Raw genomic sequence first — 25,602 nt, 5'->3', positions numbered from 1 at the left:
ATCAGCCCGCCTCTCTGTCCGGTCCTTGCTGCTGCTTCTGCCGCCGTATGGCCAACGTGATGTCGACCGCCGTGGCGATGGCCAGCACGACCGCGACGCCCGTGATGAGGTAAGCGCCGGTGAGGAGTCCCAGCACCGCGAACGCGAACAGGAACACCAGGATGAAGGAGCCCACCCTGACGTGCATGATGTCGCGCGGGGTGGCGGGCACCATGGCATGGCCTCTGCGGTCCCGTTCCTCGTGCCATTCTCCGTTGTCAGACATGCGGCTCACCTGCCCGTCCCGTTTGCCGCCTAACGTCCGGGGTAGCCCGCCTGCGTGCCCGAGCGAGATCAACGTACCGACGAGTTGCACCCCAGCGACCAGAGCGAGCCGGGCATCGTGCGGCGGCGGCGCGGGCGCGGGTTCAGCTACGAGGGCCCCGACGGCCGCCCGGTGCGCGACCCGGCCACGCTCGCCCGGATCAGGGCGCTGGCCATCCCCCCTGCCTGGCAGGACGTGTGGATCTGCACGTCACCCAGGGGGCACCTGCAGGCCGTCGGCACGGACTCCGCGGGCCGGCGCCAGTACCGCTACCACGACCTGTGGCGCGAGCAGCAGGACCGGGCCAAGTTCGACCGGGTGCTGGAGGTGGCCGAGCGGCTGCCCGCGTTCAGGAAGGCCGTGGACGACCAGCTCCAGGGGCGCGGGCTGACCAGGCAGCGGGTGCTGGCCGCCGCGGCCAGGCTGCTCGACATCGGCTTCTTCCGCATCGGCGGCGAGAGCTACGACACCTACGGCCTGGCCACGCTCAGGATGGAGCACGTCACCTGCTCCGGCGGCGTGGTCACCTGCTCCTACCAGGCCAAGGGCGACGTGCCGCGCGAGGTCGAGGTGGCCGACCCGGCCGCGTGCAAGGTGCTGCGCTCGCTCAAGGCGCTGGGCGCGGACGGCGAGCTGCTGCGTTACCGGCACCGGGGCGGCTGGAGCGACATCAGGAGCGAGGACATCAACGAGTACCTGCGCGAGATCATCGGCTACGAGGTCACGGCCAAGGACTTCCGCACCTGGCACGCCACCGTCCTGGCGGCGGTGGGCCTGGCGGTGTCCAGGCCCGCGCGCACGGGCGTCACCAGCAAGAAGCGCGCCGTCACGCGGGTGATGCGCGAGGTCGCGGAGTACCTGGGCAACACCCCGACCGTGGCGCGGGCGTCCTACGTGGACCCGCGCGTGGTGGAGGCGTACGACCAGGACAGAACGATCGCGGCGGCGCTGACCGAGCTCGGGGCGGACGCGGATTTCGGGCAGCTCGCCACGGCGGGCCCCGTCGAACGGGCGGTCATTGAGCTGATTCGAGCCGTTTGAGCGGTTCGCAACCGGGCATGCGCCGACAGAAGAAGGAGGCGAGCGATGGAAGCTCCGCAGTACGTCGCGGCCCGTGTCCAGCAGGCGCTGGCCGAGGACGGACGCACGCACGAGCTCGGAATTCGCGTCGACATCAGAGGCGACCAGCTTTTCCTGCGCGGACAGGTGAGCGGGGCCGAGCAGCGGGAGCGGCTCGGCCAGGTGGCGCACGAGGTCGCGCCCGAGCTCCATGTGCACAACGAGATCAACGTCGTTGAGGCGAACGCGCCGGGGGAGGATGAGCATCTTGACTGACCTGCGTATAGCCGCCGTGGGGGACATCCACCTAGGCGAGGACGTCAGAGGCCAGTACAGGAAGAAGCTCGACGGCATCGAGGACCGCGCGGACGTGTTCATGCTGGCCGGGGACCTCACCCGGCACGGCACGCTGGAGGAGGGCAAGGTGGTGGCCGACGAGCTGCGCGGCCTGCCGATCCCCGCCGTCGCGGTGCTCGGCAACCACGATTACCATTCCGACCTGCAGTACGAGATCGCCGGCGAGCTTCGTGACGCCGGCGTCATCGTGCTCGACGACGACGGCGTCGTGGTGCAGTGCGGTGACAAGAAGCTGGGCGTGGTCGGCGGGAAGGGGTTCGGCGGCGGGTTCGCGGGCAAGTGCGCCAGCGAGTTCGGCGAGCGCGAGATCAAGAACTTCGTCTCCCACACGCGCTACATCGCCGAGGCGTGGAAGGTGGCGCTGAAGGAGATCGTCGCCGACCACCGCGTGGTGCTGTCGCACTACTCCCCGATCAAGGAGACGCTGGAGGGCGAGCCGCACGAGATCTACCCCTTCCTCGGCAGCTACCTCCTGGCGGAGGCGGTGGACACGGCCGGCGCCGACCTGATCCTGCACGGGCACGCGCACAAGGGCAGCGAGAAGGGCATGACGCCGGGCGGCATCCGGGTGCGCAACGTGGCGCTGCCGGTGCTCGGCAGGGCGTACTCCGTGTACTGCCTCAACTGCGCCGACGACATGCAGCTGCACGAGCACTAGCCGGACGGCCCGCCGCCACGCGAGGGCCGGACGCCGGACGACATCCGCAGCCACGCGAGCGCCGGACGACACCCGCAGCCACGCGAGCGCCGGCCCGCTAGAGCACCCGTACGGCGAGCACGCACACGTCGTCCTCGGCCTTGTCACCGCCCAGCCGGTCGAGCAGGCAGTTGATCATTTGCTCGGGGTCGTCCCCGGTGCAGAGGTGCGCGGCCTGGAGCAGCGCCTCCATGCCCGCCTCCAGGTCCTGCCCGCGCCGCTCGACGATCCCGTCGGTGTAGAGCAGCAGGACGTCGCCCGGCTGGAGCTGCGTGGCCGTCATCCGGTACTCGGTCACGTCGAACGCGCCGAGCATCATCCCCTGCGTGCCGTCGATCGGCACGGCCCGGCCGTCCCTGATCAGCAGGGGCGCCAGGTGGCCGGCGTTCGTCCAGCGGAACGTGCAGTCCCCCGGGTCGAAGTGGCCGATGACGGCGGTCCCGGTCACGGTGACGCCCTCGTTGGAGTGCACGATCAGGTCGTTCAGCCAGGTGGCGAGCCGGTCGGCGGGCGCCTGCGTGTAGGCCAGCCCGGCCAGCCCCGAGCGCATCTGCAGCATGATGCTGGCAGCGGTCAGCCCGTGCCCCATGGCGTCGCCGATGGCGAGCAGCACCCTGCCGTCGGGGATGAGGCGGGCCTTGAACCAGTCGCCGCCGAGCCGGATGAGCTCCTCGCCGGGCAGGTAACGCACGCCGACGGTCAGCCCCGGCAGGTGGATGAGGCCGCGGCGGATCGGCAGGATCGTGTTCTGGAGCTGGACGGTGACCCGGTGCTCCTCCTCGGCCCGCTGACGCTGCCGGTGCGCCTGCTCGTGCGCCACGGCCAGGGCACGCTCCCTGCGCCGGTTCTTCGTCACGTCCTGGGCCAGGCAGCGCACCTTGACCGGCACGCCGTCCGCGTCGAGTATCGGCTCGCTGAACACGCTCAGGTGGCGCACCCCGTGCCGCTGCTGGATCCTGAACTCGGTCTCGACCGCCTCCCTGTGCTCCAGCAGGGAACGCACCTGGTCCTCGACGATCGGCAGGTCCTCCGGCACCACCACGGCCGGCAGCTCCTCCAGCGACATCGGCCCCTCGTCGCGTTCGCGGCCGAACATCTCATACATCTGGGGAGTCCACAGCGTGCGCTGCGTGGCCAGGTTCCACTCGCCCCAGCCCAGCTCGGCCAGGCGCTGCGCGCGCTCCCAGCCGGAGACGAGCATTTCCTCGTCGTCCATGGTGCGCCAGCTCACCAGCAGCCCGTCGTCCACGCGGGCCGCGCGCACGCTCAGCGTGGCCGGCCAGAGCAGGTAGTCGAGCACCTCCACGAACTCCAGCCCCTCCCGGTGGATGGGCTCGCCGGTCTCGAAGACGCCGATGTAGTCGTCCAGCAACCCCGAGCCGGCCACGCCGGGGCTGGCCGTCATGAGCCGGTACCCGATCAGCTCCGCGGCGGCACGCCCGGCCACCGTCCTGGCGTGCCGGTTGGCGGCGAGGATCAGGAAGTCCACGACGCGGCCCGTGGCGTCCTTGACGGGGGTCAGGTAGAGCGCGGAGGCGTGGACGGCCTCCAGCATGCCGGTCACCCAGACGGGCACGTCGACCGGCTGCCTGGGCTCGTCAGGGGGACGCTCGATGCCCTTGGCCACCTCGACGGGCGCCAGGCCGCTGTGCCGGGCCATCCTCGTGAGCTGATCGGCCGCCTCGCCCGGCCGCACGTTCAGCTCCGTGGCGAGCCGGGCGATGGCCTCGTCGAGGATGGCCTGGTCACGCATGTGCAGGCGCAGCCGTACGAGCAGGTCACGAACCCTCGCCGAGACAGCCCCGGACTCGTATCGGCTGAACGGCGGAAATCTACTCACACGCTCCTCATGCCCGCCGCGCGGGAATCGAGGAGCGTCACTGTCGATATTTCAGCAAAACGTAGAGACCGCTGGACCGTTCTCGGGGATCGGCCCAGCGGTGGGGTTGGGGCGATGAACGAGTCGAACGTCGCCCCTACACATTGAAGATGCTGACCCCGCCAGGCCCGACCAGGAAACCGAGGACGATGAGCACGATTCCCCAGAGCAGGTCGCGCCGGGCCAGGATCACATAGATCCCGGAGATGACGAGAATTACTGCGATGATCCAGAGCAAAGTAGCCATGCGCTGGCATCTGCCCTGAGGAAGGGCCGCATAACATGAGGCGTCGGGGCAGGGAAAAACTTTATGACGACCTTCGGTTATTTCCTGTCGTGCGAGGAGCACGGCCCAAAGGAGCTGATTCGCCAGGCCAAGGCCGCCGAACGCGCCGGTTTCGAGGCTCTGTGGATCTCCGACCACTTCCATCCCTGGCTGGACGAGCAGGGGCAGTCCCCGTTCGTCTGGTCGGTGATCGGCGCGCTGGCCGAGGCCACGTCCCTGCCCATCACCACCGCCGTGACCTGTCCCCTGGTCCGTACGCACCCGGTGGTGATCGCCCACGCCACGGCCACCACGGCCGCGCTCACCGGCGGCCGGTTCCGGCTCGGCGTGGGCACCGGCGAGGCGCTCAACGAGCACGTGATCGAGTCGCGCTGGCCGCCGCTGAGCGAGCGGCTGGAGATGCTGGAAGAGGCGATCGAGCTGATGCGGGAGCTGTTCACGGGCAAGCTGGTCACGCACCGGGGCCGCCACTACCGCGTGGACACCGCCAGGCTCTACACGCTGCCCGACGAGCCGGCGCCCATCCTGGTGTCGGGGCTGGGCAAGAAGTCCACGGCGCTGGCCGGGCGGCTGGGCGACGGGTACATCTCGGTCGCGCCGGACGCCGACGCCGTACGCGCCTTCCGCGACGCGGGCGGCGCCGGCAAGCCCGCGCTCGGCGGGCTCAAGGCCTGCTACGCCACCGACGAGGCGGCGGCCCGCAAGACCGTGCACCGCCTGTGGCCCACGCAGGGCGTCAAGGGCGAGGCCGCGCAGCTCCTGCCGCTGCCCCGGCACTTCGAGCAGCTCGCCGGGATGGTGACGGAGGACGAGGCCGTCGCCGGCAGCCCGGTCGGCCCCGACCCCGAGGTGCACGCCCAGGCCATCAGGCAGTACGTGGACGCCGGGTTCGACGAGGTCTACGTCAACCAGATCGGCCCCGAGCAGGACGCGTTCTTCGGCTTCTACGAGCGCGAGGTCCTGCCGCTGGTCCGCTGACCTCCGGGTCGCAGCATGCCCGCCAGCAGGTCGTCCAGCGCGGCCTCGAGCTCCGCCGGTGTGGGCACGCTGCCCGCGCCGGCGATGGCGTCGAACATCAGCCCCTCCCCGAACGCCACCAGGTTGCGCGCGTGCGTCACCGGGTCGGCGGAGCCCAGGGCCGCCAGCATGGTGACGGCCGGGTCGCGGAAGCGCCGCCCGGCCTGGTCGTAGATCCTGCGCAGCTCCGGCCGCCTGGTGGCCTCCAGGGCCAGCTCGTAGCGGGCCAGCGTGCGGCGCCGGTCCATGAGCTGGACGTGCAGCGCCTGCGCCATGCGCGCGGGCAGGCGCTCCAGCTCGTCCGGGTCGCTGTCGTACGCCCCCGCCAGGGCCCGCATCTCCAGCTCGGTGAGCCGTGACAACGTCAGCTCCAGCAGCGCCGCGCGGGTGCGGGCGAGGTTGGACGTGGAGCCGGGCGGCAGGTCCGCCGCCTCGTCGACGGCCCGGTGGGTCAGCCCGCGCATGCCCCGCTCGGCGAGCAGGGTGATGGCCGTGTCGGCGACGAGGTCGGAGCGTTTCACGGAACCCGATACTACAGCGGTAGTGACCGGAAACTACAGACGTAGTATGGTGACACTACAGACGTAGTGAAGGGGAGGCCGTGATGGCGAGGGCTGTGGTGATCGGCGGAGGCGTCGGCGGGCTGGCCGCCGGGGCGGCGCTGCGGCGCAAGGGGTGGGAGGTGACCGTGCTGGAGCGCGCTCCCGTGATCGAGCCGGTCGGGTCCGGGCTGGCGATCGCCGCCAACGCGCTCAAGGCGCTCGACGTCCTCGGCGTCGGGGACCGGGTCAGGGAGCTGGCCACCGTGGAGGGCCGGCTCGGCCTGCGCCGGGCGGACGGGAGGTGGCTGACGCACACCACGGAGGCCGTCGCGGACGCCAAGTACGGCGACTCGGTGGTGGTCATGTTGAGGGCCACGCTGATGGAGGTGCTCACGGACGCGCTCGGCCGCGAGCACCTGCGCCTGGGCACGACCGTCTCGGAGGTGGACGCCGACAAGGGCCTCGTCCGGACCGACGCGGGCGAGCTGGAGGCCGACCTCGTCGTGGGCGCCGACGGGATCAACTCGGCCACCCGGCGCGCGCTCTTTCCCGCGCACCCGGGGCCGGTGTACTCCGGGGTGACGGCCTGGCGCGGGCTCGTCCCGCGCGACGGGCTCCAGGTCCCGCGCTGCGAGAGCTGGGGCCGGGGCACGGTGTTCGGCATTCACCTGCTGGCCGGCGACGTCGTCTACGTCTACGCCACCGACGTGCTGCCCGCCGGCACCGTGCACGCGGACGAGCGCGCGGAGCTGCTGCGCAGGTTCGGCGACTGGCACGACCCGATCCCGGCGCTGCTGCGGGCGGCCGATCCCGCCCGCGTCATCCGCAACGACGTCTACTACAACGCCGAGCCGCTGCCCGCCTTCCACCGGGGGAGGGCCGCCCTGGTCGGCGACGCCGCGCACGCGATGACGCCGAACCTCGGGCAGGGCGCCTGCCAGGCGATCGAGGACGGGGTGGTCCTGGCGCATCACGCCGGCCACGCCTCACCGGGAGGCGGCAGTGTGCTGCCCGACGGGGCGCTGGCGGCCTACAGCGCCGCGCGCGTGGAGCGGACCGCGAAGATCGTCCAGCGCTCCTGGAGCCTGTGCCGCATGAGCAAGCTCCGCAATCCGCTGGCGGTGGGGCTGCGCGACTTCGGGCTGTCGGCCGCCACGCGGCTCAGCCCAGATCTGATGTTGCGGTCGATGGACGAGGTGCTGAGCTGGCGTCCACCGGCTGAGGCTGGACGGTGACCGACGTCTGCACGACGACCGGCGCCGCCACCGGGAGCTCCAGCGGGACCGGAGCCTGCACGGCCTCGGCCTCGGCGGCCGGCGCCGCGGCGGCCGGCGCCGCGGCGGCCGGCTTGGCGTGGTGGTCGGGCGCGAGCCGGCCGAGCGTGATCGTGCCGGCGATGGTCAGCGCGGCGGCCAGCACGGCGGGCACGGCCGTCGAGGGGGACGTCGGCAGCGGCTCGCCGAGCAGGATCGCGCCGGCCAGCACGGAGGTGATGGGATCGATGACCTGCACTCCGGCGTAGGCGATGCCGAAGTAGCCCACGGCGTACGAGCGCTGCAGCAGCACCACAGCGCAGACCAGCAGCACGGGCACGGCCAGGCTGAACCAGTGGATCAACCGCCCCCAGTCGCCCTCCATCCCGCCGCCGACCACCCGCACGAACGTGGACACGCTCGCCGTCACGACCCCCGCCCCCACGGAGAGCAGCATGGCCTTCGCCGGCCCGTGCACCCGGCTCGCGATGAGCTGCGTGACCAGCGCGATCGCCGCGATCACCGCGATGAAGGCCAGCGCCGCGCCGTCACCCAGCACGGGCGTCACGTTGTGCGCGGGCACCAGCAGCATGAGCCAGAGCAGGCCCACGGCCACCGCGATCGAGCCGAGGATCTCGGCGCGGTACGGCCTGCGGCCGTACATGAACGCGGCCAGCGGCACGGCGAACACCAGCGTGGCGACGCTGATCGGCTGCACGGCGACCAGCGGCGCGAAGCTCAGGGCCACGGCGTGCAGGCAGGCACCGCTGAAGGAGATGATGCCGCCGACCCACCAGCGAGGGCGTCTCACCAGGCTGAGCGAGGCGCCCTCGGCCACGACCTCGAACTGTTGCATCGCCGCGCCGAGCGCGTATCCCAGCGCTCCGGCCAGGGCGATCAGCATGCCGACCCAGGTCATCGCGGCCCGCGCAGGAGCAGGGGTCCTTTCAGGAGCATTGCTCCAGCTTAAGAGGCAGCAGAACCTCTAGAATCATCCTTTCGGCTGAAAAATGGGCATATGTTGCTTCCGACCTGCACGAACATGTGGCGCATCCTTGAGCCGGCGGTGGGCCGGCGGCCCTGCTCCAGGACCCGCGGAGGGCGGGGCTACGACGTGCGGCAGACGCAGAACAGGTGTCCCTGCGGGTCCCGCAGCACGATCCACCGCGTGCCCTCCTCGGTGACGCCGGGCTGGAACTCGGGCCTGGTGGCGCCGAGCTCGACGTACTCCGCGGCGGCCCGTTCCACGTCCGGCACCTGGAGGTCGAGGTGGAACTGCTTGTCGGGGCTCGGCCACTGGACCGGCTTGCGGTCGGGGACGCGGCCGAAGTAGATGTTGACGGTGCCGTCGGAGATCGCGGCGTACTCGTCCTCCGCGTACGTGACCTCCATCCCGGTCACCTCGTGGTAGAACGCGGCCAGCGCCCTGGGGTCGTCGCAGTCGATGGTGAAGGCCAGGAGGCTTGCTCTCGTCGTCATGCGGACCAGCCTTCCAGGCGTACCTGCCACCTACTGTCAGGTACGCCAGAGGGCCGCACCTTCTCGGCGCGGCCCTCCGCTTACGGCGTCAAGTCACCCGGGGAGGCGGCCGTAGTAGTCCCCCAGCCGCGTCCGGTACTCGGGCTCCTTGAACGTGCCCTCGTCGAACTCGGGCGCGTCCTTGATCTCGGCCTTGGTGCGGGCCACGAACACGTTGCGTTCCTGGGGATCGATGCGCGTGACCACTCGTGCCGGGAGCATGACCTTCTTACCGAAGATCCACGGACCGGTGTCGACGATGATGTAGCTCTCGCCGACCTCGTACGTCGCCTCGTCGACGGACCCGATCTTCCCGTCGGTGGCTTGGACGTGGTAACCGACCAGGTCCAGAGCCTGCCCGCGGTCGTAGACGTCAGGTCGATAGTCCCAGAGCTCCATTGGGCTCTCTTCCTCTCTTCTTCCGTCTTCTCGGGCAAGCCCTCACCTACCCGGCTGTTGTTCCGTAAACCCGTGGCCATGCCTGGGGCGATCCTTGACGGGTGGCCGACACGCTGATCTGACTCTCCTGACAACCGCCCGCCATCCGGGGCGCTGGAGCCCCGGGTGCGGATACGATCCGCGCGAGGAGGTCGGATGAGCGGTGAGTGGGCGCCTCCAGGGGTGGATCCGGAGCGGCCGAGCGTGGCGCGGGTGCACGACGCGCTGCTGGGCGGCATGGAGAACTTCGCCTCCGACCGCTCGGTGGCGCGCAAGCTCAGGACCGCGGTGCCCGAGGTGGTGGACCTCGTCTGGTGCAACCGCGCCTTCATCGGGCGGGTCGTCGACTTCCTGGTCAGGGAGGCGGGCATCAGGCAGATCATCGACCTCGGCTCCGGGCTGCCCACGGTGGAGAACACCCACGAGGTCGCGCAGTTCGCCCACCCCGCGTCCAGGGTGGTGTACGTGGACCTCGACCCCATGGTCGAGCCGCACGCCCGCGCGATACTCAACGGCAACCCCTGCGCCGACGCCATCACCGCCGACGCCCGCGACGTGGCGGGCGTGCTCGGCCACCCGGCGGTGCGCCGCCTGATCGACCTGTCGCAGCCCACGGCGGTCATGGCCATCGGGCTGCTGCACCTGTTCTCCGACCAGGAGAACCCGCACGCGCTGATCAGGGCCTACGCGGACGCGCTGCCGCCCGGCAGCTACCTGGCCGTCTCCAACTTCCTGGCCTCCGAGAGCCCCCAGGCCAAGGCGCTGGAGGTGATGCTCCAGGCCACGATGGGCACCGGCTACTTCCGCGACCGTCCGGCCATCGCGCGCTTCTTCGACGGGCTGGAACTGGTGGAGCCCGGCCTGGTGCACTTCCCCGAGTGGCATCCGGACGAGCGCCTCCCCGGCCCGCTCGCGCCCTGGGAGGAACTGCTGCTGGGCGGCGTCGCCCGCAAGCCGTGATCCCGGTGGGAGACAGGCTCACGAGCGCCCGTAAGCTGTGACCCGTGCCGAGACGTCTGATCTGTTCCCCGCCCCCCGCCCGCTAGCGGGCGGCGTTCACTGAGCTCTCCGGGTCCCAGCGATCCGGGGGTGGTTGCTGCCCGCACACCGGGCCCATTCCGACCACTCCACCCGGAGAACTCCTGTCATGACCCATGTCTCCGCCCGGCGGGGCGCCCTGTACGTCTCCGTGGCCGCGACCGCCTGGGGCACCGGCGGCGCAGCCGGATCCCTCCTCTTCGACACCGGCGGCCTCGGCCCCGTCGGCGTCTCCCTGTGGCGCTACCTCCTCGGCGCCGCCTTCCTCCTCCTGCTCACCAGAAGCGCCCCGCTCGCGTGGAACGGCAGGACCGTGCTCGTCGGCGCCGGGATGGCCGTCTACCAGACCGCGTACTTCGCCGCGATCGCCCACTCCGGCGTGGCCGTGGCGACCGTCATCACCATGGGCGCCAGCCCGATCTTCACCGCCCTGGGCAGCCGCTTCCTGCTGCGTGAGCGGCTCGGCAGGCTCGCGCTGTGCGCCCTGGCCGCCGCGCTGGCCGGGCTGCTCCTGCTCACCGGTGAGGCCGTGCTGCAGGCCCGCTCGTCCGCCGGCATCGCCTTCGCGCTGGCCTCGGCCGCCGGGTACGCCGGGGTCACGCTGCTGTCCCGGCAGGGCAGGGACGACGACACGCGGGCCGCGGCGGTCGGCGGGTTCGTGGTCGGCGCGGTGTGCCTGGCGCCGTTCGCGCTGGCGGAAGGGGTGGTGCCCGAGGTGAGCTGGTCTTCTGTGGCGCTGCTGGTCTATCTGGGCGCGGTGCCGACCGCGCTCGCCTACGGCCTGTTCTTCCGGGCCCTGACCGCCCTGCGCGCCACCACCGTGTCGATCATCTCGCTCGGCGAGGCGGTGGGCGCGGCGCTGCTCGGCGTGTTGCTGTTCGGCGAGCGGCTCACGCCCCTGGCCTGGTCGGGCTGCGTGCTGCTGCTGGCCGCCGTCACGGTGCTCGCCGCACGAGCGGAAACCGCGTGATGTGACGGTCCGGGCCGCCGGATGAGTTAAGGTCCGGTACGGCGACGCTTGCCGAATCGTCGCTCCGCTCCCCGGCCCAAGGCCAAGCGACGGGCCCCGACGAATGAAGGGAACGGTGTCGGCGAAGCGTGCGTTGGAGGAACTGTGGCCTCGTTTAAGGGAATACTGAGGAACCTCCTGGACCGTCCGGGAGGCGTCCCTCTGACGCCCTACCAGAAGATCGTGAAAGCGGCCGACGGCCGGGCGGAGCAGGTTCGCAAGCTCGACGAGCTGCCCAGGCCCGGCATGAGCGATCTGGCCGAGTTCTGTGCCGTCGCGCGCGAGGCCGCCGACCGGACGTTGGGGCTGCGGCCGTACGACGTGCAGTTGCTGGGCACGCTCGCCCTGCTCGACGGCAAGGTCGCCGAGATGGCCACCGGTGAGGGCAAGACCCTGTCCGGGGCCATGGCGGCGGCGGGCTACGCGTTGCAGGGCAAGCGCGTGCACGTCATCTCGGTCAACGACTACCTGGCCAAGCGCGACGCCGAGTGGATGGGCCCCTTCTACGAGGCGCTCGGCGTCAGCGTGGGCTGGATCGACCAGAACTCCACGCCGGAGGAGCGGCGCGCGGCCTACGCCAAGGACGTGACGTACGGGCCGGTCAGCGAGATCGGGTTCGACGTGCTGCGCGACCGCCTGCGCACGGACGCGAGCGAGATCATCGTGCCCGCGCCCGAGGTGGCCCTGATCGACGAGGCCGACTCCGTGCTCGTGGACGAGGCCCGCGTGCCGCTGGTCATGGCCGGGGCGGCCGACCCCGGCAACGCGGTGCCGGAGATGGCGGCGCTGGTGCGGCAGCTCGTGCGGGGCTACCACTACGAGATCGACGAGCAGGCCCGCAACGTCTACCTCACCCCCAAGGGCGCCGACAGCGTCGAGAACCTGCTCGGCCTCGACCTCTACGACGAGCACGAGCCCGGCGCGCTCATCGAGCTCAACCTGGCCCTGCACGCCCACGCGCTGCTGACCCGCGACGTCGACTACATCGTGCGCGACGGCAAGGTGCAGCTCATCAACCCCTCCCGCGGCCGGGTGGCGCTGCTCCAGCGCTGGCCCAACGGCCTGCAGGCGGCCGTGGAGGCCAAGGAGGCGCTGGCGCCCAGCGAGAAGGGCGAGATCCTCGACTCGATCACCGTGCAGGGCCTGATCCGCCGCTACCCGCAGATCTGCGGCATGACGGGCACCGCCGTGGCCGTCAGCGAGCAGCTCGGCGAGTTCTACGGGCTCAAGGTCGCGGTGATCCCGCCGAACCGGCCGTGCGTGCGCGTGGACGAGCCCGACCGCATCTACCCGACCGCGCCCGACAAGGACGCGGCGCTGGTGGAGGAGATCCAGTCGGTCCACGAGAGCGGCCGGCCGATCCTCATCGGCACGCTCGACGTGGCCGAGTCGGAGAACCTGGCCAAGCTGCTGCAGCGGCGCGGCCTGGAGCCGGTCGTGCTCAACGCCAAGAACGACGCGGAAGAGGCCGCGATCATCGCCAGGGCGGGCGAGCGCGCCGCCATCACCGTCTCCACCCAGATGGCCGGCCGCGGCACCGACATCCGCCTCGGCGACGGCGTGGCCGAGCTCGGCGGCCTCTACGTGATCGGCTCGGGCCGGCACGCCAGCAGCCGCCTCGACGACCAGCTCCGTGGCCGCGCGGGCCGCCAGGGCGATCCCGGCGGCTCGGTCTTCTTCGTCAGCATGAAGGACGACCTGATCACCCAGTTCGTCCCCGACGAGCGCCCGCCCGCCGCCGACGCCGACGGTGTCGTACGCCACCGGCGCGGCGCGTACCTCGTGGGTCACGCGCAGCGCGTCGCCGAGGGCGTCAACCTGGAGATCCACCGCAACACGTGGCGCTACACTCGGCTGCTGGAGCACCAGCGCGAGCTCATCCTGGAGTGGCGCGACAAGGTGCTGCACGGCGACGCCGCCGCCAAGGCGCTGGCCGAGGCCGACCCCGAGCGCTGGGCGGCGATGCCCGAGGAGACCAGGGACGAGACGGCCCGCCAGATCGTGCTGTACGCCATCGACCGCTGCTGGACCGAGCACCTGGCGTTCCTGACGGACCTGCGCGAGGGCATCCACCTGCGGGCGCTGGGCCGGATGAGCCCCATCGACGAGTTCCACCGGGAGGCGGTGGCGGAGTACAAGTCGCTGCTGGCCGAGGTGGAGAAGCGCTCGCTGGAGGCGTTCGAGGCGCCGGAGCCGGACCTGAAGCGGCCCACGGCGACGTGGACGTACCTGGTGCAGGACAACCCGTTCGGCACCGAGTGGGACCGCATCCTCAAGCGGGTCACGGCGGCCACCCGGCGCGGCTGACCGGCCCGCCAGGGATCAGGGCCACTTGGGGTCGCCGGACGGCACGACCGGCCCGGTCAGCACGCCCAGCCGCTCCAGCAGGGTGATGAACGTGGTCGCGTACGGCGAGTCGGCCGTCACGGCGGCCACGCGCGGCCAGTCCACCTGCTCGCGCAGCGCCCGTACCTGCGCCAGCAGGGCGCCGTAGTCGCAGGCGTGCTCCGACAGCGGCAGCAGCCAGGAGATGACCAGGTCGGTGGCCTCCAGCACGGGGACGATCACCGCGGACGCCTTCAGCGGCTCCGCCCGGTCGAGCAGCGCGTCGGTGATCGCCAGGTCGGAGACCCGGAAGATCAGATCCACCAGCCGGCCGTCGTCGTACGCCTTGACCAGCCAGTCCTCCGGCGGTTTGGCCGTCTGGAAACCTATCCCGCGCAGCGCCTCCAGCGCGGCGGGCACGTCGTGCTCGGTGAGGACGAAATCCACGTCATGCAGCGAGGGGGCGGCGCCACGCGCGTACGCCGCGCATCCGCCGGCCAGCGCGAACTTCACTCCGGCCTCTTTCAGCCCCGAGCTGGCACGCTTGAGCGTGTCGAGGATGGCGTCGGTGACCGCGTGACCGTGGCTACTCATGCGAACGGGCTACCCAAACGATCGTCAACTAGACGTTGGATGTCAGGGGTTCCGGGTAGCGCGGGGAGCTATGACCGACATTCTGGAAAAGACGGAACGGGCCTACGAGAACGGGCACGACCGGCCGCTGGGAGGCTACGTCGGTCTCCTCAGCGCGTACGGCGGAACGGTCGCCGTGGCCGCCGTCGCGGCGATGCTGGCAGGGCGGAAGGCCCCCGAGCACGTCGGCGTGATGGACCTGGCGGTGATGGCGGCCTGCACGCACAAGGTGTCGCGTCGCCTGGCCAAGGATCCCGTCACCAGCCCGCTGCGCGCCCCGTTCACGCAGTACGAGGGGCAGGGCGGCCCGTCGGAGGTGCAGGAGAAGCCGCGCGGGGCGCTCGGCGAGCTGCTCGCCTGCCCGTTCTGCCTGGCCCAGTGGGTGGCCACCGCGTACGCGGCCGGGCTCGTCCTGGCTCCCCGGGTGACCAGGCTCGTGGGGGCGACGATGACGGCGGTGGCGGTCTCGGACTGGCTGCAGCTCGCCTACGCGAAGCTGATGAAGTCGGCGGAGGAGTAGGTCCTTCGCCGGCACCCGATCATCCCCGGCGGCACCGCGCCGTCTCGTCCCCGGCCGCGCCTCAGCACGTCTCCCGGTAGGGCATCTCGGGCAGGTGCCGCCGCCACTCCTCGGCCGAGAGCGGGCCGTACCGCTCGCACACCCACGCCTGCGGCTGCGCGGGGGCGGACGGCGCCGCCAGGTCGATGGTCAGGACCGTGCCGCGCCCGGCGAGCACGCGCAGCCAGCGGCCGTCCGCGGAGATCGCCGCCTGCGCGGGCCGGTCGGCGGCGGCCGGCACCTGCCGGTCGGCGATCTGGGTGCCGTGGTCCAGCCGCCAGACCCGCACGCGGTCGCTTCCGGTGCTGACCAGCAGCCGCCCGTCCCAGCTGAACCGCAGGTGGCCGGGGGAGGGGCGGTAGCGGCTGTTGTGGGTGGGCACGCCGTCCAGCCCGTAGATCTGGATGCCGGTCTCCTCGGCGATCGCCACCCGCACGCCGTCGGGCGCGAACGTCGTGTACTCCCACGGCATCCTGTCCAGCCACGGCGCGGGCGACGACCGGCCGGCCCGCCTGATCTGCGAGCGTTTCCCGTCGAACACCAGCGCCACCCGGTCGCCGGGGCCGATCACCGCGTACTCGCCCACGTGCACGGCCCGCCCCGCCCGCAGGTCCCACGCCCACCGCTCGCCCGACTGCCTGGCCGCCGCGAACAGCAGCCCGCCTCCCGGGCTGAACCAGGCCGACTGCTCACCCGGCGCGCCCAGCCCGCGGCCGAAGGGACGGCCCATGGCGCCGGTACGCGCGTCGTACAGGTACGAGCGGTCCACCCCGACCAGCGCCAGCGTCCGGCCGTCCGGCGACCAGGCCATCGCCCGCACGCTCTGCGGGGGACCTGTCGTGGTGGCCGCCGGCCGGCCGCCGGAGGCCAGGTCGTACAGCCGCAGCGTGCCCTCGTCCAGGGCGGCCAGCGTGGCCCCGTCGGCGGTGATGGCGTACAGCGTGTGGGGTCCCGCGTACGGGTCGGCGAACACCTCCACCGCCGGGTCGTGCGCCGTCAGCGCCCGCCTGCTCTCGGGGATCGGCGCCAGCAACCACGCGGCCAGGCCCAGCTTGCGCGCGGTCACCGGGTCGGCCACCCGCAGCGCCTCGGCCCGCGAGGCCGCCACCCTGGCCATCGCCTCGTCCAGCCGCCCGTCGGCCGCGCCGCGCTGCCAGAGCGCGAGCAGCACGGCCACCACGGCGACCGACAGCAGTCCCGCCATGAGCGTTCTCCGCCTGCGGGCGCGCCGGAGGGCGTGCCTTCGGGCGTGCGTGAGCGCCTCGTCCAGGAAGGTCTGCTCGCCCGCGCTCAGCGTCACCCGCCGCCGCCCGCCGGCCGCCCACGCCAGCGCCCTGTCCAGCGGCTCGCCCTGGAAGAGCAGCGACTCCCGGCGCCCGCCCGCCTGCCATCGCCGCGCCGCCTCCGCCAGCTCCCTGTGCACGGCGAGCCCGGCCCGCTCGCCGTCCAGCCATTCCCGCAGCCGCGGCCAGGCCCGCAACAGCGCGCCGTGCGCGATCGCCGGAGGCTCCCCGATCAGCCCGGCCGCCCCGTACGCCGCCAGCACCCCGTCGATCGCCGCGACCTCGTCGGGCCCGCGCCCGGCGACCAGCTCGTCCCTGCCGGCGCTCACGACGGCGTCGGCGCCCTCGGAGTCGAGGCCCACCAGCCGCAGGAACACGTCCGGCACCAGGTCCTGCTCGGCCGGGCTGAGCTTGGCGTAGACGGCCTCGGCGCGGGCTCCGAGCGGCGGGTCGTCGATGGGCTCGGGAGGCAGCAGGCGGCCCTGCTGCGACTGGGGTGCGTCCAGGAGGGACATCAGGAGCTGGCGGGCGCTCGGGCGGCGGTCGGGGTCCCGGTGCAGCGCGGCGGCCACGAGGCCGCGTAACGGCCGGTCGAAACGCTCGCCCCGGTCCGCTTGCACGCCGTCTAATCGGTCGTCCTTCGATCGCGGGCCGTCTGACCGGTCGCCGTTCGATCGCGGGTCGTCTAATCGGTCCTCGTTCGATCGCGGGCCGTTCGAGCGGGGGCCCTTCGAGCGCGGGTCGTGCGGCCGGTCGCCGGGCCCGTAGGCGGCGAAGACCAGCAGCCGGCCCCAGGCGGCCACGTCCGCGGCCGGCCCGCCGCCGTCGCCGGCCAGCCCCAGCCCGACCAGCCGGGGCCCCTCCGAGCCCAGGACGACCTTCTCCGGCGTGAGCGCCCCGTGCACCGCGCCCGCCTCGTGCACCGCCGCCAGCGCGGTGGCCGTGGCGGCGGCCAGCCGGTAGAGGTCGTCGCCCGCGTACGGGCCGTGCCGCTCCACGACCTGGCGCAGCGTCGGGCCCTCGATGTACTCGCTGACCAGGTAGGGCGGCTCGCCGTCCAGGCAGACCGCGGTCAGCTTGGCCACCGACAGCGAGCGGACGTGCTCCGCCGCCCCGGCCGAGGCGGCCAGCCTGGCCCGCGCGCCGGCGTCGGCCAGGCACGGCACTCCCAGCGCGTGGCGGACGCCCGCCTCGTCGTACGCCTCGCGCACGACGACCTGCCCGCCGCCGTCGAGCCGGGCGCCGAGCCAGTAGCCCCCCAGCCGGTCGGTCATGCGGGGTGAGACGCCGCCCTTCTAGGAAAGGTTCAAGCGGGCCGCCAGCCTATCCCGGTGCTGCGGCCATTCCTCTTCGAGGATGCCGAAACAGACGGTGTCGCGCCAGGTGCCGTCCGACCGCTTGCGGTGGCGGCGCAGGGTGCCCTCGTGCACGCCGCCGATGCGCTTGATGGCGTTCTGCGAGCGGAGGTTGAGGTTGTCGGTCTTGAGCAGGACGCGGTTGTAGCCCAGGGAGAAGGCGTGGTCGATCAGCAGCAGCTTGCAGCTCGTGTTCACGGCCGTGCGCCAGACGGCCCTGCCGTACCAGGTCCAGCCGATCTCGACGCTCGCCTCGAAGCCGGGCACGTCGGCGTAGGTGGTCCAGCCGACGGCCCGCCCGCTCTCCTTCAGCACCACGGCGTGCGGCACGTGCACGTCGTCGTCGATCAGCTTCCTGGCGACCTTGCCCAGCTCCTCCTCGGTGCGCGGGGCGTCGATGGGCAGCCAGCGCCACAGCTCCTCGTCACCGCCACCGGCGGCGAACAGGTCGGGTACGTGATCCATGGTGAGGGGCTCGAGGCGGACGACGCCGTTCTCGAGCACCACAGGCGCAGGCAGCTTCGCGGTCATGCGAAGACCTTATGAGAACCCATGTGCCACTTTTATGGCCACATGCCCCTTTTTGCGGGGAACCACCTGTCGACACTCATACCGGCCGGTCGGTAGGCTCACGCCCATGGACTTCGCCTTTGACACAGTCACCGAGGACCTGCGCGAGCGCCTGCTCCGCTTCATGGACGAATGCGTCTATCCGGCAGAGCCCGCCTTCGAGGAACAGGCCCAGACCAGCGGCTGGAGCCCGCCGCCCCTGCTGAGCGACCTCAAGGACGAGGCCAGGAAGCGCGGCCTGTGGAACCTGTTCCTGCCCGGCGAGCACGGCGCCGGCCTGACGAACCTCCAGTACGCCCCCCTGGCCGAGATCATGGGCCGGAGTCCCTCCATCGCCCCCGTCGCCACCAACTGCGCGGCCCCGGACACGGGCAACATGGAAGTGCTGTCCATGTTCGGCAACGAGTGGCAGCGCAAGGAGTGGCTCCAGCCGCTGCTCGACGGCGAGATCCGCTCCGCGTTCGCGATGACCGAGCCCGACGTGGCCTCCTCCGACGCCACCAACATCGCCACCTCCATCACCCGCGACGGCGACGAGTACGTCATCAATGGCCGCAAGTGGTTCATCTCCGGCGCCATGAACCCCGACTGCAAGATCTTCATCGTCATGGGCAAGACGAACCCGGAGGCGCCCAAGCACCGACAGCAGAGCATGATCCTCGTCCCCCGCGACACCCCCGGCCTGCACATCAAGCGCGGCATGCACGTCTTCGGCTACACCGACGCCGACCACGGGGGCCATGCCGAGATCGTGTTCGAGGACGTCCGCGTCCCGGCCGGCAACCTCATCGGCGAGGAGGGCGGCGGCTTCGCCATCGCCCAGGCCCGCCTCGGCCCCGGCCGCATCCACCACTGCATGCGCCTGATCGGCATGGCCGAGCGCGCGGTCGAGATGATGTGCAAGCGGGCCCTGGCCAGGACGACGTTCGGCAAGCCCGTCGCGCAGCAGGGCGTCGTGCAGGACTGGATCGCCGAGTCCCGGATCAGGATCGAGCAGGCGCGCCTGCTCGTGCTGAAGACGGCCTGGCTCATGGACACGGTGGGCAACCAGGGCGCCCACACCGAGATCCAGGCCATCAAGATCTCCACTCCCATCACCGTGGAGTGGATCCTCGACAAGGCCGTGCAGGTGCACGGCGCGGGCGGCGTCTCCCAGGACTTCCCCCTGGCCGGCCTCTGGGCCGGCGCCCGCTCCCTGCGCCTGGCCGACGGCCCCGACGAGGTGCACAAGCGGTCGCTGGCCTATCGCGAGCTGAAGAGGTGGATGTGAACGAAGCGGAGATCAAGGAGCGCGTGGCCGCGTTCCTCGGCGAGCACGACCCGAGCGGGGACCGGCTGGAGTTCCTGCGGGCCAGGTTCGACGCCGGGCTGGCGTGGGTGTGGTTCCCCGAAGGGCTCGGCGGGCTGGCGGCTCCTCGCGAGCTGCAGCAGGTCGTCGAGCGGGAGCTGGCCGACACGCCGCAGATCAGCGGCGGCAAGCAGGGCATCGGCCTGGGCATGGCGGCGCCGACGATCCTGGCGTTCGGGACCGGGGAGCAGAAGCGCCGGTTCCTGCGGCCGCTGTGGACGGGGGAGGAGATCTGGTGCCAGCTCTTCAGCGAGCCCGGCGCCGGCTCCGACCTGGCCACGCTGGCGACGCGGGCCGTCAGGGACGGCGACGAGTGGGTGGTGGACGGCCAGAAGGTGTGGACGTCCGGCGCGCACCACTCCCGGTGGGCCATCCTCGTCGCCCGTACCGACCCGGACGTGCCCAAGCACCGCGGCCTGACGTACTTCGTGTGCGACATGCAGGCGCCGGGCGTCGAGGTGCGGCCGCTGCGGCAGATCACCGGTGAGGCCGAGTTCAACGAGGTGTTCCTGACCGGCGTGCGGCTCTCCGACGACCTGCGGCTGGGCGAGGTCGGCGACGGCTGGCGGGTCGCGCAGACCACGCTGATGAACGAGCGCGTCGCCATCGGCGGGGCGCCCACGCGGCGCGGGGGCGGTGTGCTGGCCACCGTGCTGTCGGCCTGGCGCGAGCAGCCCGAGCTGCGCACCCACGACCTGCACCAGCGGTTGTTGTCGCTGTGGGTGGAGGCCGAGGTGACCCGCCTGTCGGGGGCGCGCCTGCGCGAGCAGCTCGCCGCCGGGCAGCCCGGCCCCGAGGGGTCGGGGATGAAGCTCTCGTTCGCCCGGCTCAACCAGGCGCTGACCGGGCTGGACGTCGAGCTGCGGCGCGACCTGAGCTACGACGACTGGACGTTCCGCCGCTCGGAGGACGTCGACTTCTACGGCCGCGGCCCCGGCTACCGCTACCTGCGGGCCAAGGGCAACTCCATCGAGGGCGGCACCTCCGAGATCCTGCGCAACATCATCTCCGAGCGCGTGCTCGGCCTGCCCTCCGAACCCCGTGTCGACAAGGACGTGCCCTGGAAGGACCTGCCGCGATGACCCTGCTGTACTCCGAGGTCGAGGAGGAGCTCAGGTCCTCCGTACGCGGGCTGCTCGCCGACCGCTGCCCGCCTGCGGCGGTGCTCAAGCGCATCGAGTCCGAGCCCTACGACCTGGACCTGTGGAAGACGCTGGCCGGCGAGATCGGCGTGGCCGGGCTGCTGATCCCCGAGGAGCTGGGCGGCGCGGGCGCGTCGGCCAGCGAGGTGGCCGTGGTGCTGGAGGAGCTGGGCAGGACGGTGGCGCCGGTGCCGTTCTTCACCAGCTCGGTGCTGGCCACGCAGGCGCTGCTGCCGACCCGTGACGCGCTGCTCGGCGAGCTGGCCGAGGGGCGGCGGACGGCGGCGCTGGCCGTGTCGTTCGCCGCCTCCCCGTACGCGCCCGAGCGCGGCTCGTCCGTGACCGTGGACGGCGGCGGGCGGCTGTCCGGGACCGTCACCGGCGTGGCCGGGGCGGAGGTGGCCGACGTGCTGCTGGTGCCGGTCGGCGGCGACCTGTACGCGGTGGAGGGCGCCTCGGTCGAGGTCGGGCCCTCGCTGGACCTGACCAGGCCGGTGGCCACGGTCACGTTCGCCAAGGCGCAGGGGCGGCGCGTCGGCGGGTGCGACCTGGCGGCGGTGCTCAGGTTCGGGGCGGGGCTGCTCGCCTCCGAGCAGCTCGGGGTGGCCGAGTGGTGCCTGGAGACGACGCTGGCCTACGTTAAGGAGCGGCACCAGTTCGCCAGGCCGGTCGGCTCGTTCCAGTCGATCAAGCACCGGCTGGCCGATCTGTGGCTGGACGTGGTGCGGGCCAGGGCTGCGGCCAGGAACGCGGTGGCCGACGCCTCGTCCATCTCCGTGGCCGTGGCGCAGTCGTGGAACGCGGGGGTGGCCGTGCACGCGGCCGAGGAGGCCCTGCAGTTGCACGGCGGCATCGGGATGACCTGGGAGCACCCCGTGCACCTGTATCTCAAGCGGGCCAAGGCGACGGAGATCGCGCTGGGCACGCCCGGCGACCACCGGGAGGCGCTGGCCTCACTCGTCGACGTGCCCGGGCCCTCCTGACAGCGGGGCGTCGAGGGAGGTCAGCAGCAGGTCGGCGAAGTGCTTGCCCACCTGGGCGCCAGTCAGCGGGCCTTCCGCGTGGAACCAGGAGCCGAGGTGGTGCACCGAGCCGAAGAAGAAGTCCACGACCAGCTCCGCCGGGACGCGGTCGCTGAAGACGCCGGTGCGCTGCCCCTCGGCCACGAGCCCGCGGAAGCGCTCGTGGTAGCGGCGGCGCTCGGCGCGCACGGTCTTCTGCGTCTCGGGCGCGAGCAGGTGGATCGACCTGAAGAAGATCTTCGAGTCGTCGAGGTTGGCGGCCGTCGTCTCCACGACGTCGGCCGCGGCCCTGTGCAGCCGCTGCTGGATCGTGCCGGGGCCGTCGGCGATCTGCGTCAGCCGGTCCATCTGCATGCGGAGCACCCGGGCGTAGATCTCGTGGAGCAGATCATCCTTGGAGTCGAAATAGTGGTACATGGCGCCCTTGGTGACACCTGCTGCCACTACGATCTCCTGTACGGACGTGCTCTCGAAGCCCCGCTCGGCGAACAGCCTGGTCGCCTCGGCCAGCAGGCGCTGCCTGACCGGTTCGTCTTTCACATCGTCCCCCTTGGTCACCGCCTTAGCATACCGACTGGTCGGTTGATGGTCTTGCGGGTACTAATTCCGTCACCTTAGGCTCGCCTTGGTTGGAGAGCGGGTATCTCTTGACCGGCGAGGGATCTTCGGCGTGGCAGATCCTGCACAACATCTACTCATTCGGGGAGTTTGCCGTGCCCGGTGGCTCTATCTACGTGCAGCCCAACGAGAAGTACACAGGGTCTTCCCCGCAGTGGTGGTACGAGAAGTTCTGGCGCGAGGACGCGCCGAACCGGCGTAAGTACCGTTATGTCAAGGCCGGAGTGGGATTCATCGTCGGCGTGGCGCTCGGCCTGAGGTTCGACCTCTCGGGCGTCTCCGCGCTGACCGGCCTGCTGCTCGCGGGGCTCGTCTACGGCGGGGACTGGTTCCTCGACTGGTACTCCTTCCATCGCACGGCCGTGTGGCGCGGGGCCAGGCGTGGCGAGGTGATCACCGGTCGCGTCCTGCGCCGCTCGCTGCGCCGCCACGGCTACCAGGTCCTGGACGGCCGGGCCATCCGCGGCCAGGCCTCCATCGACCACCTCGTGATCGGCCCGGGCGGCGTGTGGATCGTCGACAACGAGTCCTGGGCGCCGGACATCGAGATCGCGTGCTACGTGGGCCGGCTGTTCTTCGGCGAGAAGTACGGCAGCAAGACCGCCAAGGCGCTGGTGGAGAAGGCCGAGGCGTTCGCCGACCTGCTCACGCGCGAGACCGGCGTCCCGGTGACGATCAACCCCATGATCGCGGTCCACTGCGGGGTCCTGCCCAGGAACGGCGTGGTGGCCGCCGAGGGCCTCACCCTGCTCAGGCCGCGCACGGCGGCCCGCCTGATCAAGGCGGCCGACACGGGCGTGCTGAACGACTCGCAGATCGAGCTGCTGGCCCGTACCGCGGCCCGGGAGCTCCAGCGCGTCTGAGGGTCAGGCCAGCGTCTCGATGAACGCGGCGAGCTGGGCGACGTTCCGGCACTCCGACATGGGGACGACCGTGCCGTACTCGCCGGCGACCGAGTCGCCCGTGTCCCACTGCGGGCGCGGCTCGGGGTTGAGCCAGTAGGCGGAACGGGTCCTCGACACCAGCGACTTGAGCACGTCCAGGGCGGGTGGCTGGTAGTTGGAGCGGGCGTCGCCCAGGATCAGCAGGGACGTCTTCGGGCCGAGCGCGTCGGCGTACCGCTCGGCGAAGCGCTCCAGGCTGTGCCCGTAGTTGGTGCGGCCGAAGCGCACCATGTCCGCCTCGTTCACCAGCCTGGTCATGGCCTCGACCACGTCGGAGCCCGGCAGGAAGAACCGGGTGATCTCGTCCACCGTGTCCACGAACCCGAACGCCCGCACCTTCGTGAACTGCTCGCGCAGCGCGTACGTCAGCAGCAGCGTGAAGTGCGCGAACGACGAGACCGAGTCGCTGGTGTCGCAGAGGATGACCAGTTCGGGCTTGTGCGGGCGGGGCGGCTTGAAGTGGGTGGTCAGCGGCACGCCGCCGCTCTGCAGCGAGGCCCGTACGGTCCTGCGGAAGTCGAGCCTGCCCCGCCTGCCCTTGCGGTGCTTGATCGTCAGGCGCGCGGCCAGCCGCCTGGCCAGCGGGTACACCTCCCTGCGCAGCGCGGCCAGGTCGGCCTTGGTGATGCGCAGGAAGTCGATCTGGTCGAGCGGCGGGCGCACGGCCGAGCGGGCGATCCGCTCGATCCCGGACTCCTCGGCGATGCGGCGGCGCACGTCGGTGGCCACGGCCTCCTCGAAGCGCCTGATCCCGGCGCTGACCTGCTGGCGCACGGTCTTCTCCGCCAGCCCGCCGCGCTCGCGGCCCTGCAGGACGTTGCGCAGGATGGAGGCCATCAGCGTCTCGGGAGACAGGGCGCGCATGACGCTGTAGGAGAACCAGTTCTGCCGGCCGGGCCCCGCCTCCTGCCTGCCGAAACGCTCCACCACGGCCTGCGCGAACTCGCGCATCTCCTGGTCGGTCGAGCTGGTCAGCAGGCCGGCGAGGTGCTCGCGCAGCTCCTTGAGGTCCGCCGTCCCCGGATCGACGTGGCCCCCGGCGCGGACGGCGGACAGGCCGGTGGTCGAGGCCGGGAACCACAGGTCGAACAGCACGTCGAACCCCGGCCGGTACGCCGGCTTCTTCACCAGCGTCGCCGCGTACGCGGCCCGCAGCGACTCGCGGTCGGCCAGCTCGATCACCCGCATCGCGTTGGCCGCGTCCAGCCCCTCGGCCACCGACACCGGCACGCCCGCCGCCCGCAACGCGTGCACGAACCCGACATGCCGGTCGACGAGCGACCCCCGCGGCTCAGGCATCCGGGAGCCCCAGCTCCTTGGCCGCGCGCTCGTGGTCGGAGGCGTGCTTGAGCACCACGCCCAGCGTCCCGGCCACGGTCGCCTCGTCCAGCTCCTCCCGCCCCAGCGCCAGCAGCGTGTTGGCCCAGTCGACGGTCTCGGCCACGGACGGCGCCTTCTTCAGCTCCAGCGCCCGCAGCGTCGCCACCGTCCTGGCGAGCTGCTCGGCCAGCTCGGCCCGGATGTCCGGCACCTGGGCCAGCACGATGTCCCGCTCGCGCTCGGGCGTGGGGTACTCGATGTGCAGGTAGAGGCAGCGCCGCTTGAGCGCCTCCGACAGCTCGCGGGTCGCGTTGGAGGTCAGCACCACGTACGGCCTGCGCGTGGCGGCGATCGTGCCCAGCTCGGGGATCGTCACCTGGAAGTCGGACAGCAGCTCCAGCAGCAGCCCCTCCACCTCGACGTCGGCCTTGTCGGTCTCGTCGATGAGCAGCACGGTCGGCCCGTCGGCCCTGATGGCCTTGAGCAGGGGCCGCTCCAGCAGGAACTCCTCGGTGAAGATGTCGTCGTCGTCGCTGGTGGCCTGGATCCTGAGGAGTTGCTTCTTGTAGTTCCACTCGTACAGGGCCCTGGCCTCGTCGAGCCCCTCGTAACACTGCAGCCTGATCAGCTCGGCCCCGGTCGTGCGGGCCACCGCCTTGGCGAGCTGCGTCTTCCCGACTCCCGCCGGGCCCTCGACCAGCAGCGGCTTGCCCAGCGCCGCGGCCAGGAACACCGAGGTGGAGATGGCGTCGTCGGAGAGGTAGTCCACGGCGGCGAGCCGCTCCGTCACGTCGGCGGGCGAGTCGAACATGCATGATCCTGTCTGCCGGAGCCTGTGAGCCTGTGGCTGTGAGCCGAACTTTATTCTAGCCGGTGATGTGCCCCGGATACCGATTCGACCAGGATGCGGATCACCGGTATATTCCTTTCTGCCAGCGCGCCGCTAGCTCAGTTGGTCAGAGCAGCTGACTCTTAATCAGCGGGTCCGGGGTTCGAGTCCCTGGCGGCGCACTCCACGATCGGGCACCCTCGGTGAGGGTGCCCGAAGTCGTTTGCGGGCGCCGGCACGCCTACCCGCCGGCGGGA

General features: G+C 71.7%; 26 protein-coding genes and 1 tRNA gene. 14 read left to right on the top strand and 13 right to left on the bottom strand.

All coding sequences use genetic code 11. From position 1 onward, the window contains the following. Position 1 precedes the first annotated feature (1 nt). Positions 2–265, bottom strand: a complete 264-nt coding sequence (locus ACBJ32_RS27570; RefSeq protein ID WP_375129165.1) for a hypothetical protein — start codon at positions 263–265, stop codon at positions 2–4. A 54-nt stretch (positions 266–319) separates the two neighbouring features. Between ACBJ32_RS27570 and ACBJ32_RS27565 the strand changes: the two genes are divergently transcribed. From ACBJ32_RS27565 to ACBJ32_RS27555, 3 genes are read left to right on the top strand one after another with little or no spacing between them, the layout of a single operon-like run. Next, the gene (locus ACBJ32_RS27565; protein WP_375129164.1) at positions 320–1,345 is read left to right on the top strand and encodes a DNA topoisomerase IB; all 1,026 of its coding nucleotides are present in this window, start codon (positions 320–322) and stop codon (positions 1,343–1,345) included. Positions 1,346–1,390: 45 nt separating this feature from the next. Continuing rightward, positions 1,391–1,639, top strand: a complete 249-nt coding sequence (locus tag ACBJ32_RS27560) for a BON domain-containing protein (RefSeq protein ID WP_148442239.1) — start codon at positions 1,391–1,393, stop codon at positions 1,637–1,639. Continuing rightward, positions 1,632–2,378: a metallophosphoesterase gene (locus ACBJ32_RS27555; protein WP_375129163.1), complete on the top strand. Its 747-nt coding sequence runs from the start codon at positions 1,632–1,634 to the stop codon at positions 2,376–2,378. Before ACBJ32_RS27560 ends, ACBJ32_RS27555 begins: the two co-directional genes overlap by 8 nt. 97 nt (positions 2,379–2,475) lie before the next feature. Here ACBJ32_RS27555 and ACBJ32_RS27550 read toward each other — a convergent pair whose 3' ends face one another. Further along, positions 2,476–4,257, bottom strand: a complete 1,782-nt coding sequence (locus ACBJ32_RS27550) for a PP2C family protein-serine/threonine phosphatase (RefSeq protein WP_375129162.1) — start codon at positions 4,255–4,257, stop codon at positions 2,476–2,478. A gap of 136 nt (positions 4,258–4,393) precedes the next feature. Beyond that, on the bottom strand, positions 4,394–4,543 hold the full coding sequence (locus tag ACBJ32_RS27545) for a GPGG-motif small membrane protein (protein WP_165959640.1): 150 nt from the start codon (positions 4,541–4,543) through the stop codon (positions 4,394–4,396). Between the two features lie 63 nt (positions 4,544–4,606). On the opposite strand from ACBJ32_RS27545, the gene ACBJ32_RS27540 reads away from it, so the two are divergent. Beyond that, entirely contained in the window at positions 4,607–5,560 is a 954-nt protein-coding gene (locus tag ACBJ32_RS27540) for a TIGR03557 family F420-dependent LLM class oxidoreductase (protein ID WP_375129161.1), read from the top strand. On the opposite strand, the gene ACBJ32_RS27535 is transcribed toward ACBJ32_RS27540, so the two are convergent. After that, positions 5,527–6,120: a TetR/AcrR family transcriptional regulator gene (locus ACBJ32_RS27535; RefSeq protein ID WP_375129160.1), complete on the bottom strand. Its 594-nt coding sequence runs from the start codon at positions 6,118–6,120 to the stop codon at positions 5,527–5,529. The genes ACBJ32_RS27540 and ACBJ32_RS27535 overlap by 34 nt on opposite strands. A gap of 83 nt (positions 6,121–6,203) precedes the next feature. On the opposite strand from ACBJ32_RS27535, the gene ACBJ32_RS27530 reads away from it, so the two are divergent. Continuing rightward, positions 6,204–7,376 carry an FAD-dependent monooxygenase gene (locus tag ACBJ32_RS27530; RefSeq protein ID WP_375129159.1) on the top strand — a complete coding sequence of 391 codons (1,173 nt, stop codon included), beginning with the start codon at positions 6,204–6,206 and terminating at the stop codon, positions 7,374–7,376. On the opposite strand, the gene ACBJ32_RS27525 is transcribed toward ACBJ32_RS27530, so the two are convergent. From ACBJ32_RS27525 to ACBJ32_RS27515, 3 genes are all read right to left on the bottom strand, one after another. Continuing rightward, a complete protein-coding gene (locus ACBJ32_RS27525) occupies positions 7,303–8,313 on the bottom strand; it encodes a DMT family transporter (RefSeq protein ID WP_375129158.1) in 1,011 nt (336 codons plus the stop codon). The two genes, ACBJ32_RS27530 and ACBJ32_RS27525, sit on opposite strands and share 74 nt — an antisense overlap. A gap of 188 nt (positions 8,314–8,501) precedes the next feature. After that, positions 8,502–8,873: a VOC family protein gene (locus ACBJ32_RS27520; RefSeq protein ID WP_357872609.1), complete on the bottom strand. Its 372-nt coding sequence runs from the start codon at positions 8,871–8,873 to the stop codon at positions 8,502–8,504. A 93-nt stretch (positions 8,874–8,966) separates the two neighbouring features. After that, positions 8,967–9,311, bottom strand: coding sequence for a PRC-barrel domain containing protein (locus tag ACBJ32_RS27515; protein ID WP_375129157.1), 345 nt, complete (start codon positions 9,309–9,311; stop codon positions 8,967–8,969). Between the two features lie 195 nt (positions 9,312–9,506). Here ACBJ32_RS27515 and ACBJ32_RS27510 point away from each other — a divergent pair, with 195 nt between their 5' ends. From ACBJ32_RS27510 to secA2, 3 genes are all read left to right on the top strand, one after another. Beyond that, positions 9,507–10,310, top strand: coding sequence for an SAM-dependent methyltransferase (locus ACBJ32_RS27510; protein WP_375129156.1), 804 nt, complete (start codon positions 9,507–9,509; stop codon positions 10,308–10,310). Positions 10,311–10,497: 187 nt separating this feature from the next. Continuing rightward, positions 10,498–11,358 (top strand): DMT family transporter, encoded by an 861-nt coding sequence (locus tag ACBJ32_RS27505; protein ID WP_375129155.1) that lies wholly within the window; start codon positions 10,498–10,500, stop codon positions 11,356–11,358. Positions 11,359–11,502: 144 nt separating this feature from the next. After that, positions 11,503–13,704 (top strand): accessory Sec system translocase SecA2, encoded by a 2,202-nt coding sequence (secA2, locus tag ACBJ32_RS27500; RefSeq protein WP_375129154.1) that lies wholly within the window; start codon positions 11,503–11,505, stop codon positions 13,702–13,704. 15 nt (positions 13,705–13,719) lie between these two features. Here secA2 and ACBJ32_RS27495 read toward each other — a convergent pair whose 3' ends face one another. Continuing rightward, complete coding sequence (locus ACBJ32_RS27495; RefSeq protein ID WP_357872622.1) at positions 13,720–14,316, bottom strand: nucleotidyltransferase; 597 nt, start codon at positions 14,314–14,316, stop codon at positions 13,720–13,722. Positions 14,317–14,386: 70 nt separating this feature from the next. Here ACBJ32_RS27495 and ACBJ32_RS27490 point away from each other — a divergent pair, with 70 nt between their 5' ends. Further along, on the top strand, positions 14,387–14,875 hold the full coding sequence (locus ACBJ32_RS27490) for a DUF1360 domain-containing protein (RefSeq protein ID WP_375129153.1): 489 nt from the start codon (positions 14,387–14,389) through the stop codon (positions 14,873–14,875). A 61-nt stretch (positions 14,876–14,936) separates the two neighbouring features. Here ACBJ32_RS27490 and ACBJ32_RS27485 read toward each other — a convergent pair whose 3' ends face one another. Both ACBJ32_RS27485 and ACBJ32_RS27480 read right to left on the bottom strand, forming a co-directional pair. Next, positions 14,937–17,471: a protein kinase gene (locus ACBJ32_RS27485; protein ID WP_375129152.1), complete on the bottom strand. Its 2,535-nt coding sequence runs from the start codon at positions 17,469–17,471 to the stop codon at positions 14,937–14,939. 21 nt (positions 17,472–17,492) lie between these two features. Further along, the gene (locus ACBJ32_RS27480; protein WP_357872631.1) at positions 17,493–18,083 is read right to left on the bottom strand and encodes a GNAT family protein; all 591 of its coding nucleotides are present in this window, start codon (positions 18,081–18,083) and stop codon (positions 17,493–17,495) included. Positions 18,084–18,189: 106 nt separating this feature from the next. On the opposite strand from ACBJ32_RS27480, the gene ACBJ32_RS27475 reads away from it, so the two are divergent. Genes ACBJ32_RS27475 through ACBJ32_RS27465 form a run of 3 tightly spaced genes read left to right on the top strand, consistent with a single transcriptional unit; the run spans position 18,190 to position 21,595 of the window. Further along, the gene (locus ACBJ32_RS27475; RefSeq protein WP_357872632.1) at positions 18,190–19,392 is read left to right on the top strand and encodes an acyl-CoA dehydrogenase family protein; all 1,203 of its coding nucleotides are present in this window, start codon (positions 18,190–18,192) and stop codon (positions 19,390–19,392) included. Next, positions 19,389–20,552 carry an acyl-CoA dehydrogenase family protein gene (locus tag ACBJ32_RS27470; RefSeq protein WP_375129151.1) on the top strand — a complete coding sequence of 388 codons (1,164 nt, stop codon included), beginning with the start codon at positions 19,389–19,391 and terminating at the stop codon, positions 20,550–20,552. Before ACBJ32_RS27475 ends, ACBJ32_RS27470 begins: the two co-directional genes overlap by 4 nt. Next, positions 20,549–21,595, top strand: a complete 1,047-nt coding sequence (locus ACBJ32_RS27465; protein ID WP_375129150.1) for an acyl-CoA dehydrogenase family protein — start codon at positions 20,549–20,551, stop codon at positions 21,593–21,595. Before ACBJ32_RS27470 ends, ACBJ32_RS27465 begins: the two co-directional genes overlap by 4 nt. Here ACBJ32_RS27465 and ACBJ32_RS27460 read toward each other — a convergent pair. Beyond that, positions 21,566–22,174 (bottom strand): TetR/AcrR family transcriptional regulator, encoded by a 609-nt coding sequence (locus ACBJ32_RS27460; protein ID WP_375129149.1) that lies wholly within the window; start codon positions 22,172–22,174, stop codon positions 21,566–21,568. The genes ACBJ32_RS27465 and ACBJ32_RS27460 overlap by 30 nt on opposite strands. Before the next feature lie 173 nt (positions 22,175–22,347). Here ACBJ32_RS27460 and ACBJ32_RS27455 point away from each other — a divergent pair, with 173 nt between their 5' ends. After that, a complete protein-coding gene (locus ACBJ32_RS27455; RefSeq protein ID WP_375129148.1) occupies positions 22,348–23,115 on the top strand; it encodes a nuclease-related domain-containing protein in 768 nt (255 codons plus the stop codon). A 3-nt stretch (positions 23,116–23,118) separates the two neighbouring features. Here ACBJ32_RS27455 and ACBJ32_RS27450 read toward each other — a convergent pair whose 3' ends face one another. Both ACBJ32_RS27450 and ACBJ32_RS27445 read right to left on the bottom strand, forming a co-directional pair. Beyond that, positions 23,119–24,495 (bottom strand): VWA domain-containing protein, encoded by a 1,377-nt coding sequence (locus tag ACBJ32_RS27450; protein WP_375129147.1) that lies wholly within the window; start codon positions 24,493–24,495, stop codon positions 23,119–23,121. Continuing rightward, positions 24,488–25,327, bottom strand: a complete 840-nt coding sequence (locus ACBJ32_RS27445; protein WP_357872649.1) for a MoxR family ATPase — start codon at positions 25,325–25,327, stop codon at positions 24,488–24,490. The genes ACBJ32_RS27450 and ACBJ32_RS27445 overlap by 8 nt, the downstream gene beginning before the upstream one ends. Before the next feature lie 126 nt (positions 25,328–25,453). Here ACBJ32_RS27445 and ACBJ32_RS27440 point away from each other — a divergent pair. Next, positions 25,454–25,527, top strand: a tRNA-Lys gene (locus tag ACBJ32_RS27440). The last annotated feature ends 75 nt before the right edge of the window (positions 25,528–25,602 follow it).

This window comes from Nonomuraea sp. GTA35 (assembly GCF_041950525.1).
In the GTDB taxonomy this organism is placed as follows: Bacteria; Actinomycetota; Actinomycetes; order Streptosporangiales; family Streptosporangiaceae; genus Nonomuraea.
This window is presented reverse-complemented; position numbering and strand designations above follow the sequence as displayed.

Coding starts and splice junctions, on each gene's coding strand:
- ACBJ32_RS27485 (WP_375129152.1), bottom strand. CDS start 17,471: ATGACCGACCGGCTGGGGGGCTACTGGCTCGGCGCCCGGCTCGACGGC.
- ACBJ32_RS27450 (WP_375129147.1), bottom strand. CDS start 24,495: ATGCCTGAGCCGCGGGGGTCGCTCGTCGACCGGCATGTCGGGTTCGTG.
- ACBJ32_RS27465 (WP_375129150.1), top strand. CDS start 20,549: ATGACCCTGCTGTACTCCGAGGTCGAGGAGGAGCTCAGGTCCTCCGTA.
- ACBJ32_RS27520 (WP_357872609.1), bottom strand. CDS start 8,873: ATGACGACGAGAGCAAGCCTCCTGGCCTTCACCATCGACTGCGACGAC.
- ACBJ32_RS27510 (WP_375129156.1), top strand. CDS start 9,507: ATGAGCGGTGAGTGGGCGCCTCCAGGGGTGGATCCGGAGCGGCCGAGC.
- ACBJ32_RS27490 (WP_375129153.1), top strand. CDS start 14,387: ATGACCGACATTCTGGAAAAGACGGAACGGGCCTACGAGAACGGGCAC.
- ACBJ32_RS27525 (WP_375129158.1), bottom strand. CDS start 8,313: ATGACCTGGGTCGGCATGCTGATCGCCCTGGCCGGAGCGCTGGGATAC.
- ACBJ32_RS27515 (WP_375129157.1), bottom strand. CDS start 9,311: ATGGAGCTCTGGGACTATCGACCTGACGTCTACGACCGCGGGCAGGCT.
- ACBJ32_RS27540 (WP_375129161.1), top strand. CDS start 4,607: ATGACGACCTTCGGTTATTTCCTGTCGTGCGAGGAGCACGGCCCAAAG.
- ACBJ32_RS27445 (WP_357872649.1), bottom strand. CDS start 25,327: ATGTTCGACTCGCCCGCCGACGTGACGGAGCGGCTCGCCGCCGTGGAC.
- ACBJ32_RS27475 (WP_357872632.1), top strand. CDS start 18,190: ATGGACTTCGCCTTTGACACAGTCACCGAGGACCTGCGCGAGCGCCTG.
- ACBJ32_RS27480 (WP_357872631.1), bottom strand. CDS start 18,083: ATGACCGCGAAGCTGCCTGCGCCTGTGGTGCTCGAGAACGGCGTCGTC.
- ACBJ32_RS27560 (WP_148442239.1), top strand. CDS start 1,391: ATGGAAGCTCCGCAGTACGTCGCGGCCCGTGTCCAGCAGGCGCTGGCC.
- ACBJ32_RS27495 (WP_357872622.1), bottom strand. CDS start 14,316: ATGAGTAGCCACGGTCACGCGGTCACCGACGCCATCCTCGACACGCTC.
- ACBJ32_RS27530 (WP_375129159.1), top strand. CDS start 6,204: ATGGCGAGGGCTGTGGTGATCGGCGGAGGCGTCGGCGGGCTGGCCGCC.
- ACBJ32_RS27545 (WP_165959640.1), bottom strand. CDS start 4,543: ATGGCTACTTTGCTCTGGATCATCGCAGTAATTCTCGTCATCTCCGGG.
- ACBJ32_RS27570 (WP_375129165.1), bottom strand. CDS start 265: ATGTCTGACAACGGAGAATGGCACGAGGAACGGGACCGCAGAGGCCAT.
- ACBJ32_RS27505 (WP_375129155.1), top strand. CDS start 10,498: ATGACCCATGTCTCCGCCCGGCGGGGCGCCCTGTACGTCTCCGTGGCC.